Genomic DNA, 25,058 nt, shown 5'->3' with positions numbered 1-25,058 from the left:
GGATTTTTTCAGTTTCTCATCTTCGATACATCATAAAATGCCCATCGTTTCATAATGATGGGCATTATTAATTATCACTTCCAAAACCCTTTCACTTTGATGTAAACAAGCGAGCCGATAAAGATCATCAGAGAGAAAGCGATCACGTAGATATAACCAAACTCAAGGGCAAGTTCCGGCATGTTTTCAAAGTTCATGCCGTACCAGCCGGCGATGAGCGTTAAGGGCATGAAGATTGCCGAGAGAATCGTAAACGTGCGCATGGTTTTATTGAGATTCAAATCCATCTGCGCGCGGAAGCGATCATTCACTTGGAACACATATTCATTGAGCAAAATCGTATATTTGTACAATCTGTTGAGCTTACTTGTCAGCCGGCGATAATCATCAATCGCGCTTTCTGAAAGAAGCTCTTTATAATCTTCCGACATATCTTCAAAGAGATCGATGAGCGACAGATAATAATGTTTATAGTTCGATAAAATCTTCCGCAGTTCCAAAATTGTGTTTTGCGCTTGTTTCAATTCGGTTGTCACCGATAACTCTAACTCCATCGCTTCATTCTCAATCTCTTTTAAGAAATGGCGATCCGTTAAAAGATCGTAACGAATAAGCGCATATGGAATGAGTAACGTCGGATCATCAATCGTGGAAAGTTGCCCGAAGGTATTATTCATATGTTGAATATAACTTTCTGCCGTTGCCAGCGTTTCATCGTAAAACAGCAATGTGTAATCTTTATAAAACACCATAACAATCGGTTCGTTTTTAGAGCTATCTTCATGGTTTTTGAGCTGTAAACTTAAAAGCGTGTAATCGGCGTAATGTCCGATGAACATATCATTTTTTGCTGAAAGCACGGTATCTGCCAAAAAGAGAAAATGGCTCTCTTTCTCTAAATACTTTTGAAGATGCTTCTGAAGATTCTGTTTTTGAGCGTTTGAAGCATCTTGAATTCCAAAGGGATGCGCTGACTGATGTAAATCTAGCTCCGCAAAAGAAAAGCAATGTAAAGTCGCTTCCGATTCCGGCACTGCCACAAACTTCTTATTCTCAAAACGGTAGCTTAGCATCATCATTCCCTTGATATTCATCATAAAATGTCATCTATTCAGCTTCTTGCCAAATACTTCAATGAGATTATCATGCCATAATTATCCTAAAAAAGAAGTTTTTACCTAGAAAAAGCGCCAAGATTGAGCGCTGATAAAATTTATTCAGCACTTTCTCGTAAAGTTTAGTAAAGTCGGAAACGTTTTATCAAAACCTACCGGTTCATTTTATCCCCAAAAGGGATTGCACAAACAGTACGAGATATTCATGAACAATAAATTATCTTTATCAGCCTACATCACCATTGGCTCGATGTTATTTGGCTTATTTTTCGGCGCGGGAAACTTGATCTTTCCCGTTCATATGGGACAAGAAGCAGGAAGTAGCACGTTAATTGCGACATTAGGCTTCATTATTACCGGCGTTGGCTTACCCTTTTTAGGAATTGTCGCCATCGGTTTCTCTAAAAGTAATGGCTTATATGATTTAGCGAGCCGAATTTCTCCCAAATATGGGCTGATATTTACGATGATTCTCTATTTAACCATCGGACCTTTCTTCGCCCTTCCAAGAACTGCAACGGTTTCCTTTGAAATTGGCTTAACGCCGTTCATCAGCACGGAATATATGGCGCTTGGTTTGCTGATTTTCTCGCTCTCTTTCTTCTTTCTTGCGTGGGTTCTTTCCCTCAATCCGACCAAAATTATGGTGTGGATCGGAAAAGTGCTCAATCCGCTCTTTTTAATCTTCTTAGCCTTTTTGATTATCAGCGCATTTATCAAACCCATGGGCGATATCAGCTTGCTTCCCGTTCAAGAGAGCTATCAGCAAAGCCCGATCTTCAAAGGTTTCACCGAAGGTTACAACACAATGGATGTGCTCGCTTCTCTAGCATTCGGCATTATTGTGGTCAATACCATTAAAAATCTCGGCGTAAAAGATACGACACAAATTGCCACAGATACCTTTAAAGCCGGCTTTATCAGCCTTGTATTAATGAGCGTGATTTACGGCAGTCTTGCGTATCTTGGTGCAACAAGCCTCAACGAATTCCCACTTTCAGATAACGGCGGAATCGCCCTTGCGCAAATATCCACATTCTATTTTGGTTCGTTAGGTTCGATTTTATTAGCGATTATCGTGACGATTGCCTGTTTGAAAACCGCGATCGGTTTAATCTGCGCTTGTGCCGAGATGTTCAACGAGTTATTCCCAAAAATCGCTTACCGTACATTCGTCCATGCTTTCAGCTTAATCAGCATGCTCATTGCAAACGTCGGTTTAACGTCCATCATTCAGATCTCAATCCCGGTACTGATGTTCCTCTATCCGCTTGCGATCACATTGGTACTTCTAGCATTCTTATCTCCGCTCTTTCAGCACAAGAAAATCGTCTACCAATGCACAACGTTCTTCACGCTCATCATCGCAATCATCGAAGGCTTAAAAGCATCGCCTTCGTTCATTAGTGGCAATGCCGTTGTTCATCAAATCACAACATCCATCGACCAACTCCTCCCGCTCTCAAGCGTCAACATGGGTTGGATATTGCCGGCAATTATCGGATTAGTGATTGGCTGGGGATTGAGCTTGAGACAGAAAAACTAGGTTTTAAAAATCAAATTTAAAATTAGCGGGATTCTTTGGAGTTCCGCTTTTTTTCTTTCAGATCCATTCTTTTAATTTTAATTTTAATTTTAATTGTCATAATGATTCCTCTAATAAAGTTCCTTAGCAAGATATAGCAACAAAAAACCATTATTCCAGACCCTATTAGCATTCCAATATTGTCCATTAAAATATTCCTTCTCGAGTAAAACCTAATAAAAATGATTACAGATACTAATCATAAAGTATCAGCAAAGTAATCAAAATATCATAATGATATATTAATTAAGTCGTTTTAGCTTAATCTATATGCTTATTGCCAACGGTTTTTTTATACCCATTACCCAGATCTCAATTCCGGTACTGATGTTCCTCTATCCGCTTGCGATCACATTGGTACTGCTAGCGTTCTTATCTCCGCTCTTTCAGCACAAGAAAATCGTCTACCAATGCACAACGTTTTTCACGCTCATCATCGCAATCATCGAAGGCTTAAAAGCATCACCTTCGTTCATTAGTGGCAATGCCGTTGTTCATCAAATTACAATATCAATAGACCAACTCCTCCCGCTCTCAAACGTGAACATGGGTTGGATATTGCCGGCAATTATCGGATTAGTGATTGGCTGGGGATTGAGTTTGAGGCAAGGAATAACTAATATAAAGTAAGGTTTACTCAAAGCATTAAGTACATCGTTGTCATTCTTAATCTTTATAAAAGTAAGGAATTTATTTTGAAACAAAGTATTGAAGTAATTTATAGAGACCAAGCAAGAAACTTAGAAGTAGTTACACCTAATCATTGCCCCCATTGCGGTGTTACGATGAAGCCTATATTCCTAATAGCTACTTCCAACAATAAGGCTAGAGATGTAAAACAGAACATTGGGGTATTCTTCCAGTGTGCTGACTTAAATTGTTACAATTATTTTGCTTTAAAATATGTTTGTGCTGATGCAACAACCTTCATTCTCGAACCATACTTATATAGACCTCCAATTAAAATCGATTTGCCAGACGATATAAATCAAATTTCTAAATCTTTCATACAGATCTACTCTCAATCTGTTAAAGCCGAATCAGAGGGTTTAGATCAAATTGCGGGCATAGGGTACAGAAAAGCCCTCGAATTTTTAATAAAAGATTATGCGATTAAACATAATCCTGATAAAGAATCATCTATTAAAAAATCTATGCTTAATAAGGTTATCTTGGAATATCTTTCAGATTTTCCTAAATTACAAAATTTAGCTCAAGCAGCTACATGGATTGGCAATGATGAAACACATTATGTGAGGCGTCATGATGATAAAGATATTAGTGATATGAAACAATTCATAAAATCTGCTGCTCTATTTATTAGTGCTGATTTAACAGCTGATATGGCTCAAGATTTTGTTGAAAACTCCTAATACTTATCTCTAACAAAGAAACAGTAACATTGATTTATTACTGTTTCTTTACACTTAGCTTCAATAAATTTTATTAAGAAAATTAACTATAAATCTGCTGTCCTTGCTCTTTAAACTCTGCTGATTTCTGTTGCATGCCTTCTAATGCTACTCGAACTTCGTTTGGTGCTTCAGCGAGGTTTTGGGCTTGGGCGGTTTTGCGGATATCTTGGGAGATTCGCATTGAGCAGAATTTTGGTCCGCACATGGAACAGAAATGAGCGACTTTTGCGGCTTCTTGTGGAAGCGTTTCATCGTGATATTCACGTGCGAGTTCTGGATCAAGTCCGAGATTAAACTGATCTTCCCATCTAAATTCAAAACGTGCTTTTGAGAGCGCATCATCGCGTTTTTGCGCATTTGGATGTCCTTTTGCGATATCTGCGGCGTGCGCTGCAAGCTTGTAGGTAATGACGCCGGTGCGAACATCTTCACGATTCGGCAATCCTAAATGTTCTTTCGGTGTCACATAGCAGAGCATTGCTGTGCCATACCAAGCGATTTGAGCAGCGCCAATTGCCGAAGTGATATGATCATATCCCGGTGCGATATCCGTTGTGAGCGGTCCGAGCGTGTAGAAAGGCGCATCGTGACAATGCTCTTCTTGCATGACCATATTCTCTTTAATCTTATTCATCGGCACATGACCAGGTCCTTCGATCATCGTTTGTACATCATGTTCCCATGCGATTTTCGTGAGTTCCCCAAGGGTTTTAAGCTCAGCAAATTGCGCTTCATCATTAGCATCGGCAATCGAACCCGGACGAAGCCCATCGCCAAGCGAGAACGAGATATCGTATTGCTTCATGATTTTGCAGATCTCTTCAAAGTTCTCATAAATGAAGTTCTCTTTATGATGCGCCAAGCACCACTGCGCCATGATCGAACCGCCACGAGAGACAATGCCGGTCACGCGATTCGCCGTCAGCGGAATATAGCGCAGTAAAACGCCAGCATGAATTGTGAAGTAATCCACGCCCTGCTCCGCTTGCTCAATGAGCGTATCTCGGAACACTTCCCACGTGAGATCTTCGGCAATGCCGTTCACTTTCTCAAGCGCTTGGTAGATCGGCACTGTACCAATGGGTACCGCAGAATTTCGGATAATCCATTCACGAGTTTTATGAATATCCTTGCCGGTAGAAAGATCCATGACGTTATCAGCGCCCCAACGAGTTGCCCACGTCATTTTCTCCACTTCTTCTTCAATATTGGAAGTAATCGCCGAGTTTCCGATATTGGCATTAATTTTCACTTGGAAGTTTTTGCCGATAATCATCGGTTCTGCTTCCGGATGGTTAATGTTGGAAGGAATAATCGCTCGACCAATCGCCACTTCATCACGGACAAACTCCGGCTTTAAGCCTTCACGAATGGCGATAAATTCCATCTCCGGCGTAATGATTCCCTTACGCGCATAATGCATCTGCGTCACATTCTGTCCTGACTTTGCACGAAGTGGTTTACGCTTTAATCCCGGGAAAACGCCTTCATGAATTCGAGGATCATTCTCACGCTTATAACCATCATCACGGGCATTTTTCACGCGCCCTTCGTACTCTTCTACATCACCACGTTCAAATACCCAATTACGTTTTAATGCCGGCAGTCCCGCAGTTAAATCCACGCTGTAATTCTCATCGGTATAAGGACCGCTCGTGTCATATACCCGAAATGGGGCATTTTTTTCGATGATTTCCCCTTTTGAACCAAGTGTATCGCTGAGCGTAATTTCACGCATCGGCACTTGAATATCAGGGCGACTGCCTTCCACATACACCTTGCGGCTATTGGGAAATTGCTTCATTAATGTGATGTTTGTCTGTGACATAAAACCTCTCCTTTAAAATGAATAAAAGACGAGATCTTGGCGACGTAATAGAAATTTGAACAAAGTTAAAATCGTGAGTTTGTCATGGGTATTGAATGAAAGACTATGAGATTCCATCAGCTAATCCATTATTGATGATCCATCATTCATTAAAGGCATCATGAATCATGATTTCCAAACAATAAACAACCTCTTCTCAACCTACGATATTTTTTGCATAAAAAAACCTTACGCCGGAAACGGCATAAGGCTCATGACAATTCGTTCAAGGTTACTTCCCTACGCTGGTATGAGCCAGATCAGGTCCAAAGGGTCTAAAAGCGCATTCGCTTTAATCTCAGCCCGCAGCACGGACACCCCCAGTGAAATGAACATTAGTTATAACTGCTATTTTTGGGGAATGCAAATATTGGAGGTACACCAACCAAAAACTACTCTCCACATGTAACAACAACTAACTTATCCTATTCATTTAAAAGACTATTTTTACCATCAACCACATAATTAATGTTGATCTAAATCAATATATGTAATAGCATTTAAAAAAACTTGATAACAGATTTATAAAACTCATAACCGCATGAAAAATAACAACATTATCCATGTAATTCATAAATCCTATCAAGTTTATGGGATCTTTCATTTTTTTATGAAAAATTTCATCACTACGACGTCCTCTTCTAGAAGCACTTCATCTAGATCTGAACGTTTTACCGAAAGCTAGGAGGTTTTATGGATAATAATAATCAATTAACACGCCGAACTGTTCTCAAAATGATTGGCGCAACTGCTGGTAGTGTCGCTCTCTATAATTCAATGATGTCTATAGGTCTTGCGCAGGAAAGTGATTTCACAGGAATTCCAAGCCTGAAAGTAGCCCCAAAAGGCGCAACTGTTTTAATATTAGGAGCTGGTCTTGCAGGATTAGTGGCCGCTTATGAATTACAGAAAGTAGGTTATAACGTTAAAATTATTGAATATAACGATCGCATTGGTGGGAGAGCATGGACCCTTCGAGGCGGGGATCGCTATACGGAATTAGGGGGCGATACTCAAGAATGTACCTATGCAAAAGGGCAATATTTTAATCCAGGTCCTTGGCGCGTTCCATATCATCATCAAGGATATATGTATTACGCTCGTGAGTTTGATGTCAAAATGCAACCATTCCAACAATTTAATCAAAATGCGTACTTACATAACTCTCAAGCTTTTGAGGGAAAACCGCAGAGATTTAGAGATATTCTTGCCGACTATAAAGGGCATACAAATGAGTTATTAGCGAAAGCGGTTTATCAGGATAAATTAGACGAACCGATCACTCAAGAGAATAAAGAGATGTTATTAGAATCTCTAAAGTCTTGGGGTGCTCTCGATAAAAACTACCGCTACACACCTATGAGTGCTGCTCGTGATCGTGGTTGGAAAGAAGATCCTAATGCGCTACATGGTGGTATTCCCGTAGATAAAACAATTACCCTCGATAATCTTCTGCAATCTGGATTATGGTCTCATTTATCCGGTATTTTCCAATATAGTTATGCTCCGTCAATTTTCCAACCAGTGGGTGGAATGGATCAGCTACCTAAAGCTATGGGAAAAGCGATCGGTGACATCGTGACCTACCAAGCAAAAGTCACTAAAATATTACAAGATGATGAAAAAGTAACAGTCACTTACGAAGATCAGAGTAATAATGGCGCTCTCAAAGAAGTCTCTGGAGATTGGTGTGTCTGTACGATTCCTTTCTCTATTCTGGCACAAATTGAAAATAACCTTTCCAACAAGGTGAAAGAGGGGATTTCCTCGGTTCACTATGCAACGAGCTATAAATCGGGAATTGAGTTTAACCGCAGATTCTGGGAAGAGGATGATCAGATTTATGGCGGAATTTCCCTTACTAATCTGCCCATTGAATTGATCTCATACCCAAGTAATGATTACCTCTCAAAAGGTAAAGGTGTTGTATTAGCCTCATATCTCTTTGGTCCAAATTCCTTTAAATTCTCATCTTTATCTCCTAAAGACCGTTTAGAAAAAACCTTAGACTCATTTGTAAAAATTCACCCTCAAGGACGTGAGGAATTTTCAAGCGCAATGTCTGTGGCTTGGCATCGTGTGCCTTTCACCCTTGGTTGTTACGGACTTTGGACGACTGAAACCCGTGAGAAACACTTTAAAAATGTCTCTACGATGGATAATCGAACTGTCCTTGCTGGCGAGCATATTTCATATATTCCCGCATGGCAAGAAGGCGCTATTCTCTCTGCTTTAGATGCGATTCGCCAACTGAACGAACATGCTTCTCAACGTCTATAAGGAGATTACTATGAGAATCAAAATAAAGAATACTGCAATATTAATCTCTACTTTAAGCACATTATTGATGACAAATACCATACAAGCAGCCTCTTTTACAGAAAAAGATGGTAAAAAGCTTTATCTGGAACTTTGTGCAAGTTGCCATATGCCTGATGGCAATGGCGCTATCGGTGCTGGAATGTATCCAAGCTTTATTAATAATGAAAAACTTTCTAGTAAGGCATATCCACAAATCGTCGTACTGTATGGACTTAACGGCATGCCAGCATTAGGAGGCGTATTAGATGACGAGCAGATCGCCAATGTGATTAATTATGTCAGAGGTGATTTTGGTAATTATCACGATGATCCCGTAACTCCTCAAGAAATTACTGTTTTACGGATTCCAGATTATGAATATAACGATCTTAACTAAATCAATATAAAGTCTAAATATAGGCCATTCATGCCATTATAGATAATCTTAATATAACCTGAGTGTTCATACTTCATCATCACTCAGGTTTTTATTAAGATTTTATCCTGAAGAATTCATAACCCAAAAAGGAATTAAACTATGATTATGAAAAAACTCGCAACGATTTTTTTAGCGCTCGGCATCTCTATGAGCGGCGCAATGGCAAACACCATTGAAAGAACATCAACACCAGATGGCTTCCCGATTTCTCCCGTTGTTTCTGTACCAAGTGATGCTAGAACGTACTATTTAAGCGGCGTTGTTCCGCCAAAACTTGAAGATGGTACTTTCGCACGTTCCACAGAAGAGCAAACTATCGGCATTTTAAACACCATCAAAGAAACCCTTGAAGCACAAGGCTTAACGATGGCGGATGTAGTTAAAATGCAAGTCTATTTAGTGGCGGACCCTGAGCTTGGAAAAATGGACTTTGCCGGCTTTATGAAAGGTTACACACAATTTTACGGCAATGCCGAAGGCGCTGAAGCGAAAGTGCCGGCACGTTCTGCATTTCAAGTTGCGGCATTAGCCTTTCCGGAATGGCTCATTGAAATTGAAGTGATTGCCGTAAAATAATTACCGTAAAGTAATGTCTCAGTAGTAACTGAACCATGACTGAATATGATGTAAAAATGAAATGACAAAAAGTCGTTTGCCTTTTCAAGCAAACGACTTTTTTGTGAGTCTTTATTAGAAGCCTTCTAGATCGAATTGATTCTATTTTTTCTCTAAAAAGCGATCAATACTCAAACTTCCTGCGCCGTAGATCATCAGATAGATAAATCCACCTGCCATTGAGATATTTTTCATGAATGCCGTCGCATCATCAGGTGCGCCGTGAAACATGAATGCCGTTAAGATATTAAAGATCACTAAAAAGAGCGCCACAAAACGAGTTTGGAACCCCAATAGAATCGCAAGCCCGCCACCGAGTTCTAAAATAATCACTAAAAAGAGTAAACTTCCCGGCAATCCTTGTGATTCCATATACGCTGCCGTTCCGGCATATCCGCCAATCTTCGCCCAACCGGCAATGATAAAGATATATGCTAATAAAGCACGGCCTACTAATGTGGCAATCGCCTGAATGCCGGCATTTCCAAAAATATTTTTTACCCAAACATTTGGATTCATTCTCTTATTCCTTTTCTATTTATTTTAAAGTGAGCCAATCTGTTCAGCCCTTTACAAAATCAGCGCTATTATAAAAAAGCGCTTTAGCCCTTAATACGGAACAAAAGAAAATCTTTATTTCTTATTTGGAAATAGTGCAAAATAGATAACACATTGATAAATAGTTGTTTTATTTATAAAAAAGGAGTTTGCTGATGAATACTTTTAAAAAAGTGGATTTAGAAGATATCCATATTTTTTGTAAAACTGCGGAATGCAGTAGCTTTACGGAAGCGGCAATTTTAATTGGCACAACGCCGCCTTCTATTAGTAAAGCCATTGCCCGCCTTGAGAAAAAACTCTCTTTAAAACTCTTCATCCGCTCCACAAGAGCGATGCGTTTAACGGAAGAAGGGTTGCGTTATTATGATGTTTGTAAAACGGCGATTGAGAATATTCAACATGTGGAAAGTGAGCTCACCAATAGCGAACAACCGCACGGCGTTTTAAAGCTCACAATGCCGGATAGTTACGGGATGACGGTGTTAATTCCTCGCATTCAACCCTTTTTTGAAAAGTATAAAGATTCCTTAAAAATGGAGATTTCCCTCGGCAATCAATTTGTGAATTTTACGAAAGAAGCTTTTGATTTAGCCATTCGTATCGGCGATCTGAAAGATGATCGCGTGGTTGCGAAATATCTTCACGATACCGGCTTTAAACTTATCGCTTCTCCTGAATACCTCAAAATTCATGGCATGCCAAAATCTATTGAAGAACTGCATAACCATCAATGTATTGGGCTGAAGTTTCCGGAATTAAGCGTTCCACTTCCTTGGGAATTTGGTAAGAATAATCAATTTTTACCCATTGATTTTGATATCGTTCATAGCCATTCATTAGGTGCTTTAGATCATGCAAAATTAGGACTTGGCATTGCGCGCTTACTCGATTTCAGCGTACAAAAAGAATTAGATGAAGGCTCTCTGATCGAAGTACTTCCCAATAGCGGTCCGCCGGCACTTAAGGTACATCTAGTCTATCCGAGTGGATTTTATCTTCCTTCTCGTATTCAGCTCTTTATGGATTATTTCCAAAAAGAGATTTTGCCTCATTTATAGTTGTTTTGGTTTGGAATTTTAGAAAGGATTAGCAGTGCTGGCACGGGATTTTTAGAAGAATATAAGCATTCGATCCGGCGATAAATCTACCTCTATTTTACAATTAAGCTTTCCTAAACCGATATCACTATCAAAAACGATTCATTCAAAAAATAAGCAGTAAAGGAACATTTTTATGACGCGCATTAATATTATTGATCCCAAAGAATTATGTGATCAGCATCTTTTAGCTGAACATCGGGAACTGACGAGAATTCCCAATGATATCATCAAACGTCACGGCGATGTGCCACTTTCGAGCGCAAAGAGATATCTGCTTGGGCAAGGTCATGTGACATTTTTTCGGGATAAACTGCTCTTTCTAAAAAACCGCTACGATGCGCTACATTTAGAGTGTAAAAATCGAGGGTTTAATGTTTCGTATCGTTGGCCGGATGAAGTATCTGAATTTACAAAGCTGTGGAATGATTATGTCGTTACGGAAAAAGACAGAACACTCAATCTCTCTCGAATTCATGAACGAATGCCGGAAACACCACGATTTACGGAACATGTTATTGCAGATTCTAACGAATAGCGTTACGAAAAATATTGATCCTAAAACAAGCTCATTTGTAGAGGGAGAGAATGCTTGCATGCTTTTCACAATTTCTCGCCCGCTTTAATCCTTATTTCAATTGCATCTCATAAAGCCTTACAATGCTGGCGCGAGATATCAAGAAGAATGCACATATTCGACCCAGCAATGATTCAGCTTCTGCTTTACAAGCAAACCTTCTCTTTTCCTATAATGGAAAAAAGCATATAAAAAAGCGCTTCTCATTTTATGGAAGCGCTTTTCTCATGCTTATCTCTTATCTTTTAATGTTTCTCAAGCAATCTCTTAATCTGTAATCAATTGCACGCATTGAAAATCATTGTAGTTTTTGCCATTAGCGTTGAGTAAGTTTTGGAATACTAACTTGTTCGCTTCGCAATCTTCTTTCGTTTCACTTGTCACTAGTTTCGTGATTTGTGAGTTGTTGGCGATATTAATCACGATTAATGTATATTCTGTGTCTTTCGCTTGAACGCCTGATAACAACAATGCCGGTAAACTTACCGCTAATAAAATCTTCTTCAACATAAACTTCTCCCTGTCATTTAAAAATGATTCCTTCATGGAATCAATGAACCTTATTTCTACACCTTATTTCTACACCTTATTCCTAAAGTCTTATTCCTAAAGTCTTATTCCTACATCTTTTTAAAGCTGATTTATGGCGGGAGAGAATGCTTGCATACTTCTTACAGCTTCTCGCCCGCTTTGATCCTTATTTCAATTGCATCTCGTAAAGCTCCATCAATGCTGGCGCGAGATATCAAGAAGAATGCACACATTCGCCCCAGCGATGATTCAGCTTCTGTTTTTCTTGACCGTTCTATATCGATCACAAAATTTTTCAAACTCGCTTCATTCTTTCGGACTTGAATAGAGCTGATTTATGGCGGGAGAGAATGCTTGCATGCTTTTCACAACTTCTCGCCCGCTTTGATCTTTATTTCAATTACATCTCGTAAAGCTCCACAATGCTGGCGCGAGATATCAAGAAGAATGCACACATTCGACCCAGCAATGATTCAGCTTCTATCTCATTCTATAAAGCATATTCATCTAACAACGCTTCAATACTTTTGAATTGAAGCCCTGTATGTGACGTTAAACCTAATTGACAGGTTTTGCTCATTGATGCACCGATATCAAAATTCTGTTTTAGATCTTTCGGTAAGCGTTTTAAGCTATTGGCATTAATCTCCGGCACGCTGAATCCTTTCGCACCGCCAAAACCGCAACATTCGATATTGGTGGAAACCACTTCTTCTGCACAGCTTTCTGCAAGTTTTTGTAGAAGCACAGCGCCCCCATCTTTAGAGACAGAACATGGTGTGTGAAGGAGTAAACGCGCCATTTTGTTTTTCATCGTCAGTTTCGGCACGACTTCTTGCAAGAGGAATTCGGCAGAATGATAGAGCACCAAACGCTTATCGAGCAATCCTTGCTTTTGCAGATCATGCACTTGCAATGCGCACGGCGCATTATCCACATAAATGGGTATTTCGCCGTAACGAGAAGCTTGCAGTAACATCTCATTTAAATTTTTCGCAGTGGCTTCCGCTTCCATGGGTGCCTTTGCCGAAACAAACGGCTGACCACAACATGCGCCGGAGATTTTATCTGGGAAGAATGGCGTAAATCCTGCTTTATGAAATAGGCTAATCACATGATCAAACGTGTTCTTCGGGCTCTCTTTTGCATTACTATTTGTATTGCCGGCAACTTCCTGTAAATTTCGGTTCACGCAGGTGGAGAAATAGACCACAGAATTTTCCGCTTTTCTAGGAATCGGTAAATTGGGAAGCGCTGTTGCAACTGCCGGCATTGCCGTTGGAATTACCGGAATTCCTTTAAAGACTTTATGCGCTGAAGTCGTGAGTTTATTCACACGATGAACGCCCACTTTATGCGCCATATTCACAGAAAAACGCGCACCTTTTTCGGCAGCTGAGAAGTGTTTTCCGGCAAATTTCACGCTCGATTTATGGTTCACAGAACGAATAGATTTAATAAATTCGCCGGTATTAATTCCTACAGGACAGCGCAGAGAACACATACCGGTTTCGGCGCACGTTTCAATGCCGGCATATTGATAGGTTTTATTGAGCTTTGCAAAGAGCTTGCCACTTTCACCGGTTCTTGGAAGCGCTTGGATATTGCGATATACAGCAATGCGCTGTCTTGGCGTTAAAGATAAACCATCTGATGGGCAAGCGGGTTCACAGAATCCGCATTCCACGCAATCATGAATGAGCTTATCGGCAGCCGGAATCGATTTAAACGAGGTAATATGTAGCTTTTTATTATCGGTAATAATCACATCAGGATTGAGGATATTATTCGGGTCAAAAAGATTTTTAATATCTTTCATCACTTGGTAAATCTCTCTGCCCCATTCCGCTTCCACAAACGGTGCAATATTGCGCCCTGTTCCATGTTCGCCTTTGAGCGATCCGCCATATTTTACGGCAACCACATCGGCAAGTTCGTCCATGAATTTATCGAACTGTTTTACTTTTTTCTTGGAAGTCATATCCGGCGTTAAGAGAAAGTGCAGATTTCCCTCAAGCGCATGCCCCATAATCGTGGCTTCCGGGAATTTATGCTTCTCAAAGAGCGCTGTTAATGCTTCCACGCCCTCCACAAGATGTTCCATGGGGAATACCACATCTTCAGGAATAATATTGGTGCCATTTTTGCGACCTGTTGCCACAATAGGAAACAATCCTTTTCGCGCATCCCAATAGCGTTTGGTAATGTCGGGATTTGTCTGAAAACCTGTCGCTTCCACGATATTAAAGGCGTTATATACAGATTCTGTTTTCGCAATTTTAGCTTGTAATTCTTCCGCCGTTTCGCCCATCACTTCTATGAGCAAACAAGCGCTATCGCCGTTCAGCGGCCTGTAGAAGAAGTCCGGCAAATCTTTCAATACTTCGCCCACAGTAAAGAGCGTTCTGCCATCAAACAGCTCCACCGCTTCCACCGGCGCATCGGCTCTGAGCGCTTGAACAGTTTCACAACACTCTCTTAAGGAATCAAAATAGATAAATGCCGACGCTTTATGATCATATTCCGGCACCGTTTCATATACCACTTCACTGATAAAGCCGAGCGTGCCTTCCGATCCCACAATGAGATGCTTTAAAATATCCACAGGATCTTCAAAATCGATGAGCGCATTCACGCCGTAACCCGTGGTATTTTTAATACGATATTTTGTCGCAACCTTCTCTTTCAAAATCGGATTTTGAATGATTCTTTCACGAAGCGTGGTTAATCGTTCTAAAAATGATGCATGGCTTTGACGAAAATTTGCGATATTCTCGGCATCTCTGGTATCCACAATCGTGCCGTCATTTAAGATAATGCGGATATCTTTAATGGTGTGATAACTATTATTTTTCGTACCGCAGCACATCCCGCTACTATTATTGGCCACAATCCCGCCGATTCGCGCAACGCTAATAGATGCCGGATCTGGACCAATTTTACGCTGATACGGTTTCAGCGCTTTATTCACATTTGCGCCAATCACCATTGGCCCGAGCGTCACTCTTTCGCCTTGCGCTTGAATTTTCAGATTCAAGAAGTTTGATCCAAGCATCACTAACACCGATTCGCTCGATGTTTGCCCTGAAAGCGATGTGCCGGAAGCTCTAAATGTAAGAGAAACCCAGCACTCTTTCGCCGCTTTCATGAGCGCCACCACTTCCGCCTCGCTATTAGCACGAACAACCACTTGCGGTACATAACGATACAAACTCGCATCCGTACCATATGCAAATCGGTAGAAATAATCGGTATATACCGACTTCTTTCCTACAATACTATTCGCAAGATTCGCAAACTTCTGGTGCGAGGCATTTAATGGGTTCTCTTTCATGTAACGTTCTTTCTCTGGTGTTAAGTGCTATTTCGGTGGGATTTTGGCTTCTATTATTGATCAATGTCTTAATGAATCGTTTGAGAATCATTTGATATCTCAGAAATGATTAAATATTCTTTCTTCAAACCACTTTTCAAAAATAGATGAACGCTTATTTATGCCATTTCTAGCATAAATATTCAATAACAATCCCCATTCTTATGGGATTTTATTAGGCTTCCCTTTTCTCTCGTTTCAATCTGAATTTCTAGGATTCTCGATTTCAAAAATCGGTTTCTATTGAGCTTCAAAAATAGTTATACGATGTTTTTACCGAAGTTATAGACAAAGTTATCCACAGGGGAATTCACAAATAGATTTACAGAAAAACGGTTCTTAAAACACAATAGACACTTATTCCAAATCCTTGACTTTAAATTGACAAGAAGGTTGATATTCAAAAAAGTAGCCCCATTATTCTTTCAGTTTACTAAGCCACTGCTCTGCCTTGTTAGCGATGACTTAGAGAATCAAATAAAGATAAAAAGATCCATCCTGTGACGCATCTCCCAATTGTTTTAAAAATATTTTTTAAAGATGTCATTTAAAGATATTCAATCTATATAAGATGAATATCGCGAAGATCGTTCAACGAAATGGATCAATAATTGATGAAGGAATATTATGAGTGATAATAAAAAATCGACACTTCCGGCCATTGATGTTGATGTAAAAGGCCAAAACGAGGTCATTATCGAAGGAGATACTGTTTCGAACATTATCCATATCCTTCCACTCAGTGACCGCCCATTTTTCCCACCACAAATCGCACCGCTTCTGCTCAATGAAGAGCCGTGGCTGACGACGCTCGATTCCATTATGGATAATCGTACACGCGTGATTGGTTTAGTTCTCACAAAAACAGAACAGCTGACAGATCTCAAAACTGATGATTTCTATGAATATGGAACATTAGTCCATATCCATCATCCGCATCGTGAAGATGGCAAAGTGCAATTTATCGCCCAAGGGATTCAGCGCTTTCGCGTGAAAAAGTGGATCTCTAAAGAGATTCCTTTCGTGGCGCAAGTAGAATACTTTGATGAATCCATTGCCGATAAATCCGATGAAGTAAAAGCCTATTCCATGGCAGTTGTGAATGCACTGAAAGAACTGATTCCCTTTAATCCTTTCTTCTCAGAAGAATTGAAGCACTTCCTTTCCCGTTTTAATAGCAATGATCCCTCGCCATTTGCCGACTTCTCAGCAAGTATGACAACAGGTTCAAAAGAGGAACTGCAAGATGTGCTCTCAACGGTGCCACTTGTGCCAAGATTGCGAAAAGTGCTCGCCATTGTGCAGAAAGAGATTCAAGTTGCGAAGCTTCATAGCTCGATTCGAGAAGAAGTGGATGATCAGCTTTCAGATCAGCAACGTCAATACTTTCTCCGTGAACAGCTAAAAGTGATTCAGCAAGAACTCGGATTATCGAAAGATGATAAAGCGGCGGATATTGAGAAATTTGTCGAGCGTTTAATGGATAAATCTATTCCCGTGCCGGCGCAAGAGCGGATTGATGATGAATTTGAGAAGCTTCAAGTATTAGAAACAGGATCGCCGGAATATGGTGTGACGAGAAACTATCTCGATATCATTACCGATCTTCCTTGGGGAACCGTGACGGAAGATAACTTCAATCTGAAACACGCTCGCCGTATTTTAGATCGAGATCACTTTGGTTTAGATGATGTGAAAGATCGCATTATCGAAACCCTTGCGGTTGGTAAACGCAAAGGAGAAATCAAAGGCACGATTATTCTACTTGTGGGACCGCCGGGTGTTGGTAAAACTTCCATTGGTCGATCTGTTGCCGATAGCCTTGGTCGCAAATTCTATCGCTTTAGCTTAGGCGGTGCGAGAGATGAAGCGGAGATCAAAGGGCATCGCCGGACGTACATTGGTGCAATGCCGGGGAAACTCATTCAAGCACTGAAAGAAACGAAAGCCGATAACCCTGTGATTATGCTCGATGAGATCGACAAAATGGGGCAATCTTTCCAAGGCGATCCGGGTTCTGCGCTACTTGAAGTATTAGATCCGGCGCAAAACAGTGAGTTTTTAGATCACTATTTAGATGTGCGTTATGATCTTTCAAACGTGCTCTTTATCTGTACCGCAAATACGCTCGATTCTATTCCGCCGGCATTGTTAGACCGAATGGATGTGATTCGTCTTTCTGGCTATATCTTAGAAGAAAAGAGCAAAATTGCGCGTCAATATCTCTGGCCAAGACAGCTTGATAAAGCAGGTTTCACGAAGAAAGAGCTTAAAATTACTTCAGGAGCCATTGATAAAATCATCGATGATTACGCGAGAGAAGCCGGCGTTCGGAATCTTGAAAAGCAACTGGCGAAGATTGTGCGAAAAGCTGCCGTGAAATTTGAAACGGAAGAGCTAGAAACGTTATCCATCGGCGTGAATGATATTGTGCCGTTCTTGGGGAATCCGTACTTTAACCGAGATAAACCGGTGCAAAATGTGGGTGTTGTCACAGGACTTGCGTGGACTTCCCTCGGCGGCGTGACGCTTCCTGTGGAAGCTGTGAGAATCCATGAGCTTCAGCGTGGCATTAAAATCACAGGGCAACTCGGCGAAGTGATGCAGGAATCTGCCAATATTGCGTATAGCTATATTATGGCAAATGCCGCAGAACTTGGATTGCAAGAGAGCTTCTTTGAAAAAGCGTTCATTCATATCCATGCGCCGGAAGGTGCTACGCCAAAAGATGGACCAAGTGCCGGCATTACGCTTGCCTCTTGTTTGATGTCTTTAGCGCTCAACAAAGCGCCGAAGAATATTGCAATGACAGGAGAGCTCACTTTAATCGGACAAGTGCTTCCTATTGGCGGCGTGAAAGAGAAGCTCATTGCCGCAAAGCGTGTCGGCATTAAAGAGATCATTTTCCCGAAAGATAACAAAAAAGATGCCGATGAATTGCCGGCATATTTACGAGAAGGTTTAACCCTTCACTTTGTCGAAGATTTCAAAGAAGTCGCCAAGCTTTTATTCTAATCTCAGATATCAACAAAAAGCGTGAATCAATCATAAGATTCACGCTTTTTTCTTTGTCTGTTTCTCTTAGATATAATTTCTCTTTGTTTTCCTGATCATGCATTCTTTATCAATTTACCGGCAATGAAATTCATCTAAGAATCTTTCATACAACAAAAGCTGATTTACGGCTGGTTCGAATGCTTGCATGCTTCTGCATATCCCGCGCCAGCAATTCGCAATGCTTTCCCCAGCGGGCGCTCGATTGCCGCAAGCATGCAGACATTACTTCCCGCCACACACGATCTATTTCAAAATAACTCGCCCAGATTCAATCCAAACTCAATATGAGTACCCCCAATAAACTCTGCGATAAAATTATAATTACGGCATTAATCTTCTTGTTGTTTTTTTTATACAAACCACCTTCTTAGATTGTCATAAATGGTTATATCCCCGCTAAAAAGATAAAGATTTTATTAATAAATGCCGATTATTAAAAATACAACATAATCGAGTTATTTTACTCCCTAGAAGAATACAATCTCACAAATACAAAAAATAACCCATGAAAACAATATGATAAATCTCTTCAAAAAGTCAAAAAACGACTTGATTTATGAATTTGTTGTTTTTTTAATAAGGATTAGTCTTAATTTGTATTATTTCTGTAAATTTAATTTGATTATTGTAATGATATGCGTTTTAATATGAAACGTAGATGAAGTACATCTAAATTATTTTTAATGTGGCGCGAGCCATCCTATGGAGATATTCATTATGATGAAGAAAAGTATTTTCGCAGTAGCAGTAGCTTCTGTTTTAACATTAGGTGCAGCGCAAGCTGAAACAATCCTTTACGGTTCTATTCGTTACGATTACGAAAACAAAAAGAACGAAACTGCTGAAATTGACCAAAAAAATGGTCATGTAAAATTCTCAGGTAAAAGCCTTTCTAACTTAGAAGACGCTGGTTCACGTATCGGTATCAAAGGTTCTGAAGATTTAGGTAACAACAATGCTGTTATCTATAACATCGAATACGGTTTTGACGGTATGTCAGCTAACGAAAAACAAGGTTTCAAAGTTCGTAAAGCTATCTTAGGTTTAACGGGTGATTGGGGTACATTCACAGCGGGTCGTCAAGATAACCCATTCAAAGTAACAATCGTTGATGACACAATCGTTGATGAGTTCAATGCATCTAACGTAATCAAATCTGCATCACAACGTGCAATGACTACTACTCTTAACGGCACTGGAATCGCATCAGTTTCTGGAACAGTTGATAACTATAAGTTCAATGACACTACAATCAATAATGCTGAATACAGCCGTGTTGGTAAAGTAATTGCTTATACAACTCCTGACTTTGCTGGTTTCTCTGCAAATGTTGCGTTAATGATGGACTCAGATCTTTACAAAGCAAACAACGAGAAAAATCTTGACCTTTGGACAATCAACGCGAAGTATGACTATGACTTCGGTGCTGATGGTACTTTGACTGCAAAAGCAGGTTACCTCGAAGGTAAAATGGGTAACGGCGCCCTAGATGAGAAAGGTAATGTAGGCCCTAAGGGTTACAACAAAGGTAAATCTAAAGTTTGGGGTCTTTTCTTAGGATATAACCAAGATGCATTCGGCGTAACAGCAACATATGCAAACGGTAACTATAAATCAAAATTCAAAGATGCTACTACTGGTCCTAAGCACAAATCTGAAGGTTGGGATATCGGTGCGCGTTACTCATTTGGTGCTAACTACTTCAGCACAGTTCGTGCAACTTACGGTCAAAACACTGTAAAAGTTAATGGTGAAGCTGGTAAAGACCACGGTAAGGACAAAGTTAAATCATGGGCGGTTGGTTTTGAACAAAAACTTTCTACTCGTACACGTGCATGGGTTGAGTACGGTAACGAAGAAACAACTTATGCAGCAGATAACGTTGGCAAGAAAAAAGACAACGTAATCTCAGTGGGTATGCGTCACGACTTCTAATTTCACTCACTTAGCAATAAGTGAACTGATTTAGAAATCTTAGCAAAACCATAAGAACAGAAATCCCGTCATGAATTTGGTGGGATTTTTTTACGCCTGGAACTTTCTACTGCAAAAAGATCCACCTTTCTCTACTTTGAAAAATAAATCCAACGATCTCTTCCTATTTTCTGTATTAAAAAAACAACAAATAACTCTTTAAATCCAAATTCTTTTCTCTAAAAAGAAATTTCAGCACTTTTATTCGTTAATATTTTTCAAAAAACTTCAGGATATTTCCTTCAATTTCATAAAAAAAAGCTATTTTATGATTTATTTTCTCTATCTTCCATTTTGGATTGCTTCAAACATTTACTAAATTTACAACAACGGAAACCAAGTCAATCAGAATGAATGAAGTCATAAATAACTTTTATTCACACCTGTCAAACTACAATAATATACATTTATATATTTTTTATGACATAAAATGTATCATTATTACAAAGACTTAGTTGCAGAAATGATAAAAAATCGTTTTAATACTCCCCATGAATGACACATCGTCATATCAAATTTTATTTCACGTGAAACACAAATTCACAATCAGGAGAAATTATCATGATGAAGAAAAGCATTTTTGCAATCGCAGTTGCATCAGCACTTACTTTAGGTGCAGCACAAGCTGAAACAATCCTTTACGGTTCTATCCGTTATGACTATGAAAATGTTAAAAAACAAAGCATTGGATTTGAAAATGTACAATCCACAAATGTAAATGTTAATGATATGCCTTATTACTCAGGAGTAAGAGGAACTCGTACTAGCAACAGAACATCAAATCTTTCTGATGCTGGATCTCGTATTGGTTTAAAAGGATCTGAAGATCTTGGTAATAATAACTCTGTTATTTATCAATTAGAATGGGGTTTTGATGGCATGGAACAACCAGCGGATGGAGCGAGTAATGCTGGTGGTTTTAAAAATCGTTTAGCAATTTTAGGATTAACAGGTAATTGGGGTACATTCACAGCGGGTCGTCAAGAGAATCCTTTCCATAACGTTCTTGTAAAAGATGCAATTGTTGATCAGTTCAATGGAAGTCATGTTATTACGTCGGCATCTCAAAGATCCCTTACAAGTACTCTTCTTGGTACCCAAGCTTCATCTTTTGTAACTAATTATGGTCATAATTATGCTAATTCTGATGGAACATTTGATTACGCTTTAGGTACACCTGCAGTTTGGTCTGGCGAAACAACTATCTCCGATGCTAAATTTTCACGTGTTGGGAAAGTTATAGCATACACAACTCCAAATATGGGTGGTTTTTACGCAAATGCTGCTCTTATGATGGATAACGAAAATTTCAATGTTGAAAAAACAGTAGACTTATGGACTGTTAATGCTCATTATTCTCATGAGTTTGGTAGTGATGGCACTCTTTTACTAAAAGCTGGATATATCAACGGAAAGTTAATTGACAAAAATTCAGCAAAAGCATGGGCTCTTTTTGCAGGATATGATCAAGCTGCATATGGGCTTACTCTTTCTTATACACAAGGAAATCACCGTCATGTAGGTGATGATTATAAAGATAAGTCTAGAGGTTTTGACTTAGGTGGTCGTTATTCTTTTGGTGCTAATTATTTTAGCTCAGTTCGAGTAAACTATGGTGAAAACCAAGTAAAAACAGATGGCCGTAAAGATAAAGTTAAATCATGGGCTGTTGGTTTTGAACAAAAACTTTCTACACGTACTCGCGCATGGGTTGAATATGGTACGGAAGAAACAAAATATGACAACTTCCCTGTAAAGAAAAAAGAAGATGTAATCTCAATCGGTATGCGTCACGACTTCTAATTTGAGCTAAGATCTATTCTTAGCATGAAATAAAAGTCTATAATCTACTTAGTAGATCTTAAAAGAGCTTAATCAAATATGATTAAGCTCTTTTTTATATCTTCATTTTCGAATCAGCTATATACACAATGTCTATACCCCCCTATTTTCTAGCAAACTTCCTACTCCACATCAGTATAATTCCCTTAATAGAACTTGAAAGCCTACAATAAAAACCCTATGTTATAATTTATAAATATTTATGAGATAACAATAGATTTTTAGAAGGGTATTCTTCCAATCCTATCTTCCAAAATCTTCTCTAGAACCCCCATAATAATATGTAGGAGAGATTTTCAATGAGTAAAAAAATTGCCGTGATTGGCGCTGGCTCTTGGGGCACAGCGCTTGCGATTCATTTAGCTGCCAAACATTCTGTAAATCTTTGGAGTCATAACAAAGAACATGTCAAAGAGATGCAAGAGGTGCGCTTAAATGAGCGGTTTCTACCGGAAATTCCTTTCCCTGATTCCATCACGCTTTTTGATAATTTTAATGAAGCACTTAAAGAGTGTGATCTCATCCTCATCGTAACGCCTTCTACGGCATTTAATGAAATTCTCACCAAACTTCAAGATGCTCATTTAGAAACATTGCCTCCGATTGTGTCTGCCACAAAAGGATTAGATCACTCTAATAATGGCTTCTTGAGCGATACATTCTACCAAGCATTCCCCAATGCGCACTTCACGATTCTATCAGGACCGAGCTTTGCTAAAGAAGTGGCAAAACTCTACCCTACTGCAATCGCCATCGCCGGCAATAATGAAGAGGACTTAGCTGAAGTGATTCCTTTCTTTCATCATGACAGCATGCGTGTTTATGGTAATTTAGATATGAAAGGCGTACAACTTGCCGGCGCTTATAAAAATGTGATTGCCATTGCTACAGGTATTTCTGATGGTTTAGGATTTGGCGCTAATGCAAGAGCGGCTCTCATTACTCGTGGGCTTGCGGAAATGACAAGACTTGGTATTGCACTGCAAGGGAAACCCGAAACATTCCAAGGTCTTGCGGGTTTAGGAGATCTTGTACTGACTGCTACAGATAACCAATCCCGAAATAGACGGTTTGGTTTGTACTTAGGTCAAGGCGTTAAAACAACAGATGCCTTTGAACAAGTCGGACAAGTGGTGGAAGGCGCGAATATTGCGAAAAATATCTATGAACTGGGAGAAGAAATGGGGATTGATCTTCCTATCGCACAACAAGTTTATCGAATTCTCCATAAAAATGTATTACCTCACACCTCTTTAAAACAACTTTTAGCTAGAGAACAGAAAACAGAATAAACTTTCCGCTCTACTAACGATTATATTTTTTATTTTTCATAAAAGGATTCAATCATGAATATTATTACCGGTCATTACCCCAATGTACGTCCTCGCCGTATGCGTAAAGATGATTTTTCTCGCCGATTAATGGCAGAAAGTACCATTACTGCGGGTGATTTGATTCAACCGGTATTTGTTATTGAAGGCGAAAATCAACGTGAGGCTGTAGAATCTATGCCGGGGATTGATAGACTTTCTATCGATCTTCTCGTGGAATACGCCAAAGAACTCTATGAATTAGGTGTGCCGGCAATTGCCTTATTCCCAAACCTAAGTAATGATGTGCGCTCTTTAGATGCGGAAGAAGCCTATAATCCAAATGGTTTAGTCCAAAGTACCGTTCGAGCTCTGAAAGCAGCCGTTCCCGGATTAGGGGTTATTACAGATGTCGCACTTGATCCTTATACACTTCATGGGCAAGATGGTTTAACAGATGAAAATGGTTACATCCTCAATGAAGAAACAAAAGATGTTCTCGTGAAGCAAGCGCTTAGCCATGCCGCTGCCGGCGTCGATATTATCGCACCATCAGATATGATGGATGGGAGAATTTTAGCGATTCGTGAAGCATTAGAAGACAATGGCTACATTAATACAAAAATTATGAGCTATGCTGCAAAATATGCTTCTGAATATTATGGCCCATTCCGTGATGCTGTCGGTTCTCGCGAGTTGCTTGGAGAAGCGGATAAGAAAACATACCAAATGGATCCGGCAAATCGCAGAGAAGCATTGTATGAAGTTGCTTTAGATATTCAAGAAGGTGCGGATATGGTCATGGTGAAACCGGGATTACCTTATCTCGATGTTGTTCGTGAAGTGAAAGATAACTTCCTTCTACCAACGATGGCTTATCATGTTTCTGGCGAATATGCGATGATGAAAGCAGCTTTCGAGAAAGGCTGGTTAGCAGAGAAACCAACCGTGATGGAAACAATGATCTGTTTTAAACGTGCAGGATGTGATGCAATTCTCACATACTTCGCAAAAGATGTAGCAACTTGGCTGAAAGAAGACGCTAGAAAATAAATAACCCGAATGCCAATGATAAAAAAGAGCGCTTATTGCGCTCTTTTTGATACTCTTTTTATGAAAGACATTATAGATAATATTATATCCATCTATAATTTACAGGAGATTTTCAACTACTCAAAAACCCATATCCCTCACTTTTAACAATTCATTATTTATAACGAGTTTGTGTAAAGTATTTATCAAATTGTGCTTGAGTTGCTAAAGCGATGCTTTTTGCTTCATTTGCTGTTCTCAATGCTTCATCTGCTTTTGCTTCGATATTTTGTGTTGAGCAACCTACAGCGATCGCACCCAATACTACTAAAGCAGAAATTTTTACTAAACTTTTCATTATTCTTTC

At 39.6% G+C, this 25,058-nt stretch carries 19 protein-coding genes and 1 riboswitch; of the genes, 13 read left to right on the top strand and 6 right to left on the bottom strand.

Annotation, left to right across the window (positions count from 1 at the left end; genetic code table 11):
* Positions 1-74 precede the first annotated feature (74 nt).
* A complete protein-coding gene (locus ACYSN2_RS05565; protein ID WP_461749264.1) occupies positions 75-1,097 on the bottom strand; it encodes a CorA family divalent cation transporter in 1,023 nt (340 codons plus the stop codon).
* Between the two features lie 223 nt (positions 1,098-1,320).
* Here ACYSN2_RS05565 and brnQ point away from each other — a divergent pair, with 223 nt between their 5' ends.
* The 3 genes from brnQ to ACYSN2_RS05550 all read left to right on the top strand — a co-directional run bounded on the left by brnQ (position 1,321) and on the right by ACYSN2_RS05550 (position 4,073).
* Positions 1,321-2,661, top strand: coding sequence for a branched-chain amino acid transport system II carrier protein (brnQ, locus tag ACYSN2_RS05560; protein WP_461749263.1), 1,341 nt, complete (start codon positions 1,321-1,323; stop codon positions 2,659-2,661).
* Positions 2,662-2,964: 303 nt separating this feature from the next.
* Entirely contained in the window at positions 2,965-3,330 is a 366-nt protein-coding gene (locus tag ACYSN2_RS05555; RefSeq protein WP_461749278.1) for a branched-chain amino acid transport system II carrier protein, read from the top strand.
* Between the two features lie 65 nt (positions 3,331-3,395).
* Positions 3,396-4,073 carry an Ogr/Delta-like zinc finger protein gene (locus tag ACYSN2_RS05550; protein ID WP_461749262.1) on the top strand — a complete coding sequence of 226 codons (678 nt, stop codon included), beginning with the start codon at positions 3,396-3,398 and terminating at the stop codon, positions 4,071-4,073.
* 82 nt (positions 4,074-4,155) lie between these two features.
* Here the strand turns inward: ACYSN2_RS05550 and thiC are convergent, their stop codons facing one another.
* Positions 4,156-5,943, bottom strand: coding sequence for a phosphomethylpyrimidine synthase ThiC (thiC, locus tag ACYSN2_RS05545; protein WP_461749261.1), 1,788 nt, complete (start codon positions 5,941-5,943; stop codon positions 4,156-4,158).
* A 259-nt stretch (positions 5,944-6,202) separates the two neighbouring features.
* A riboswitch (TPP riboswitch) is annotated at positions 6,203-6,314 on the bottom strand.
* Between the two features lie 361 nt (positions 6,315-6,675).
* Between thiC and ACYSN2_RS05540 the strand changes: the two genes are divergently transcribed.
* From ACYSN2_RS05540 to ACYSN2_RS05530, 3 genes are all read left to right on the top strand, one after another.
* A complete protein-coding gene (locus tag ACYSN2_RS05540) occupies positions 6,676-8,262 on the top strand; it encodes a flavin monoamine oxidase family protein (RefSeq protein ID WP_461749260.1) in 1,587 nt (528 codons plus the stop codon).
* 10 nt (positions 8,263-8,272) lie between these two features.
* Positions 8,273-8,680 carry a c-type cytochrome gene (locus tag ACYSN2_RS05535; protein ID WP_461749259.1) on the top strand — a complete coding sequence of 136 codons (408 nt, stop codon included), beginning with the start codon at positions 8,273-8,275 and terminating at the stop codon, positions 8,678-8,680.
* A gap of 141 nt (positions 8,681-8,821) precedes the next feature.
* Positions 8,822-9,298, top strand: coding sequence for a RidA family protein (locus ACYSN2_RS05530; RefSeq protein WP_461749258.1), 477 nt, complete (start codon positions 8,822-8,824; stop codon positions 9,296-9,298).
* Positions 9,299-9,439: 141 nt separating this feature from the next.
* Here ACYSN2_RS05530 and ACYSN2_RS05525 read toward each other — a convergent pair whose 3' ends face one another.
* Complete coding sequence (locus tag ACYSN2_RS05525) at positions 9,440-9,856, bottom strand: DoxX family protein (protein ID WP_461749257.1); 417 nt, start codon at positions 9,854-9,856, stop codon at positions 9,440-9,442.
* A 194-nt stretch (positions 9,857-10,050) separates the two neighbouring features.
* Between ACYSN2_RS05525 and ACYSN2_RS05520 the strand changes: the two genes are divergently transcribed.
* Both ACYSN2_RS05520 and ACYSN2_RS05515 read left to right on the top strand, forming a co-directional pair.
* On the top strand, positions 10,051-10,956 hold the full coding sequence (locus ACYSN2_RS05520) for a LysR family transcriptional regulator (RefSeq protein WP_461749256.1): 906 nt from the start codon (positions 10,051-10,053) through the stop codon (positions 10,954-10,956).
* A gap of 175 nt (positions 10,957-11,131) precedes the next feature.
* Positions 11,132-11,533 (top strand): pyrimidine dimer DNA glycosylase/endonuclease V, encoded by a 402-nt coding sequence (locus tag ACYSN2_RS05515; protein ID WP_461749255.1) that lies wholly within the window; start codon positions 11,132-11,134, stop codon positions 11,531-11,533.
* 306 nt (positions 11,534-11,839) lie between these two features.
* On the opposite strand, the gene ACYSN2_RS05510 is transcribed toward ACYSN2_RS05515, so the two are convergent.
* Both ACYSN2_RS05510 and ACYSN2_RS05505 read right to left on the bottom strand, forming a co-directional pair.
* Positions 11,840-12,082 carry a hypothetical protein gene (locus tag ACYSN2_RS05510; protein ID WP_461749254.1) on the bottom strand — a complete coding sequence of 81 codons (243 nt, stop codon included), beginning with the start codon at positions 12,080-12,082 and terminating at the stop codon, positions 11,840-11,842.
* A 511-nt stretch (positions 12,083-12,593) separates the two neighbouring features.
* Positions 12,594-15,437 (bottom strand): FAD-binding and (Fe-S)-binding domain-containing protein, encoded by a 2,844-nt coding sequence (locus tag ACYSN2_RS05505; RefSeq protein ID WP_461749253.1) that lies wholly within the window; start codon positions 15,435-15,437, stop codon positions 12,594-12,596.
* A gap of 666 nt (positions 15,438-16,103) precedes the next feature.
* On the opposite strand from ACYSN2_RS05505, the gene lon reads away from it, so the two are divergent.
* The 5 genes from lon to hemB all read left to right on the top strand — a co-directional run bounded on the left by lon (position 16,104) and on the right by hemB (position 24,712).
* Positions 16,104-18,491, top strand: coding sequence for an endopeptidase La (gene lon / locus ACYSN2_RS05500; RefSeq protein WP_461749252.1), 2,388 nt, complete (start codon positions 16,104-16,106; stop codon positions 18,489-18,491).
* 759 nt (positions 18,492-19,250) lie between these two features.
* Positions 19,251-20,468, top strand: a complete 1,218-nt coding sequence (locus ACYSN2_RS05495; protein WP_461749251.1) for a porin — start codon at positions 19,251-19,253, stop codon at positions 20,466-20,468.
* A gap of 600 nt (positions 20,469-21,068) precedes the next feature.
* Positions 21,069-22,310: a porin gene (locus ACYSN2_RS05490; protein WP_461749250.1), complete on the top strand. Its 1,242-nt coding sequence runs from the start codon at positions 21,069-21,071 to the stop codon at positions 22,308-22,310.
* Positions 22,311-22,648: 338 nt separating this feature from the next.
* Complete coding sequence (locus ACYSN2_RS05485) at positions 22,649-23,641, top strand: NAD(P)H-dependent glycerol-3-phosphate dehydrogenase (protein ID WP_461749249.1); 993 nt, start codon at positions 22,649-22,651, stop codon at positions 23,639-23,641.
* 54 nt (positions 23,642-23,695) lie between these two features.
* Entirely contained in the window at positions 23,696-24,712 is a 1,017-nt protein-coding gene (hemB, locus tag ACYSN2_RS05480; RefSeq protein ID WP_461749248.1) for a porphobilinogen synthase, read from the top strand.
* Between the two features lie 154 nt (positions 24,713-24,866).
* On the opposite strand, the gene ACYSN2_RS05475 is transcribed toward hemB, so the two are convergent.
* Positions 24,867-25,049: an alanine-zipper protein gene (locus ACYSN2_RS05475; protein WP_461749247.1), complete on the bottom strand. Its 183-nt coding sequence runs from the start codon at positions 25,047-25,049 to the stop codon at positions 24,867-24,869.
* Positions 25,050-25,058 lie beyond the last annotated feature (9 nt).

Source organism: Ignatzschineria sp. LJL83 (genome assembly GCF_054871845.1).
The sequence above is the reverse complement of the archived record's forward strand: the minus strand, read 5'-3'. Positions and strand labels throughout refer to the sequence as shown.

Coding starts and splice junctions, on each gene's coding strand:
- ACYSN2_RS05520 (WP_461749256.1), top strand. CDS start 10,051: ATGAATACTTTTAAAAAAGTGGATTTAGAAGATATCCATATTTTTTGT.
- ACYSN2_RS05530 (WP_461749258.1), top strand. CDS start 8,822: ATGATTATGAAAAAACTCGCAACGATTTTTTTAGCGCTCGGCATCTCT.
- ACYSN2_RS05510 (WP_461749254.1), bottom strand. CDS start 12,082: ATGTTGAAGAAGATTTTATTAGCGGTAAGTTTACCGGCATTGTTGTTA.
- ACYSN2_RS05535 (WP_461749259.1), top strand. CDS start 8,273: ATGAGAATCAAAATAAAGAATACTGCAATATTAATCTCTACTTTAAGC.
- ACYSN2_RS05490 (WP_461749250.1), top strand. CDS start 21,069: ATGATGAAGAAAAGCATTTTTGCAATCGCAGTTGCATCAGCACTTACT.
- ACYSN2_RS05475 (WP_461749247.1), bottom strand. CDS start 25,049: ATGAAAAGTTTAGTAAAAATTTCTGCTTTAGTAGTATTGGGTGCGATC.
- ACYSN2_RS05495 (WP_461749251.1), top strand. CDS start 19,251: ATGATGAAGAAAAGTATTTTCGCAGTAGCAGTAGCTTCTGTTTTAACA.
- lon (WP_461749252.1), top strand. CDS start 16,104: ATGAGTGATAATAAAAAATCGACACTTCCGGCCATTGATGTTGATGTA.
- ACYSN2_RS05505 (WP_461749253.1), bottom strand. CDS start 15,437: ATGAAAGAGAACCCATTAAATGCCTCGCACCAGAAGTTTGCGAATCTT.
- brnQ (WP_461749263.1), top strand. CDS start 1,321: ATGAACAATAAATTATCTTTATCAGCCTACATCACCATTGGCTCGATG.
- hemB (WP_461749248.1), top strand. CDS start 23,696: ATGAATATTATTACCGGTCATTACCCCAATGTACGTCCTCGCCGTATG.
- ACYSN2_RS05515 (WP_461749255.1), top strand. CDS start 11,132: ATGACGCGCATTAATATTATTGATCCCAAAGAATTATGTGATCAGCAT.
- thiC (WP_461749261.1), bottom strand. CDS start 5,943: ATGTCACAGACAAACATCACATTAATGAAGCAATTTCCCAATAGCCGC.
- ACYSN2_RS05485 (WP_461749249.1), top strand. CDS start 22,649: ATGAGTAAAAAAATTGCCGTGATTGGCGCTGGCTCTTGGGGCACAGCG.
- ACYSN2_RS05540 (WP_461749260.1), top strand. CDS start 6,676: ATGGATAATAATAATCAATTAACACGCCGAACTGTTCTCAAAATGATT.
- ACYSN2_RS05565 (WP_461749264.1), bottom strand. CDS start 1,097: ATGATGAATATCAAGGGAATGATGATGCTAAGCTACCGTTTTGAGAAT.
- ACYSN2_RS05525 (WP_461749257.1), bottom strand. CDS start 9,856: ATGAATCCAAATGTTTGGGTAAAAAATATTTTTGGAAATGCCGGCATT.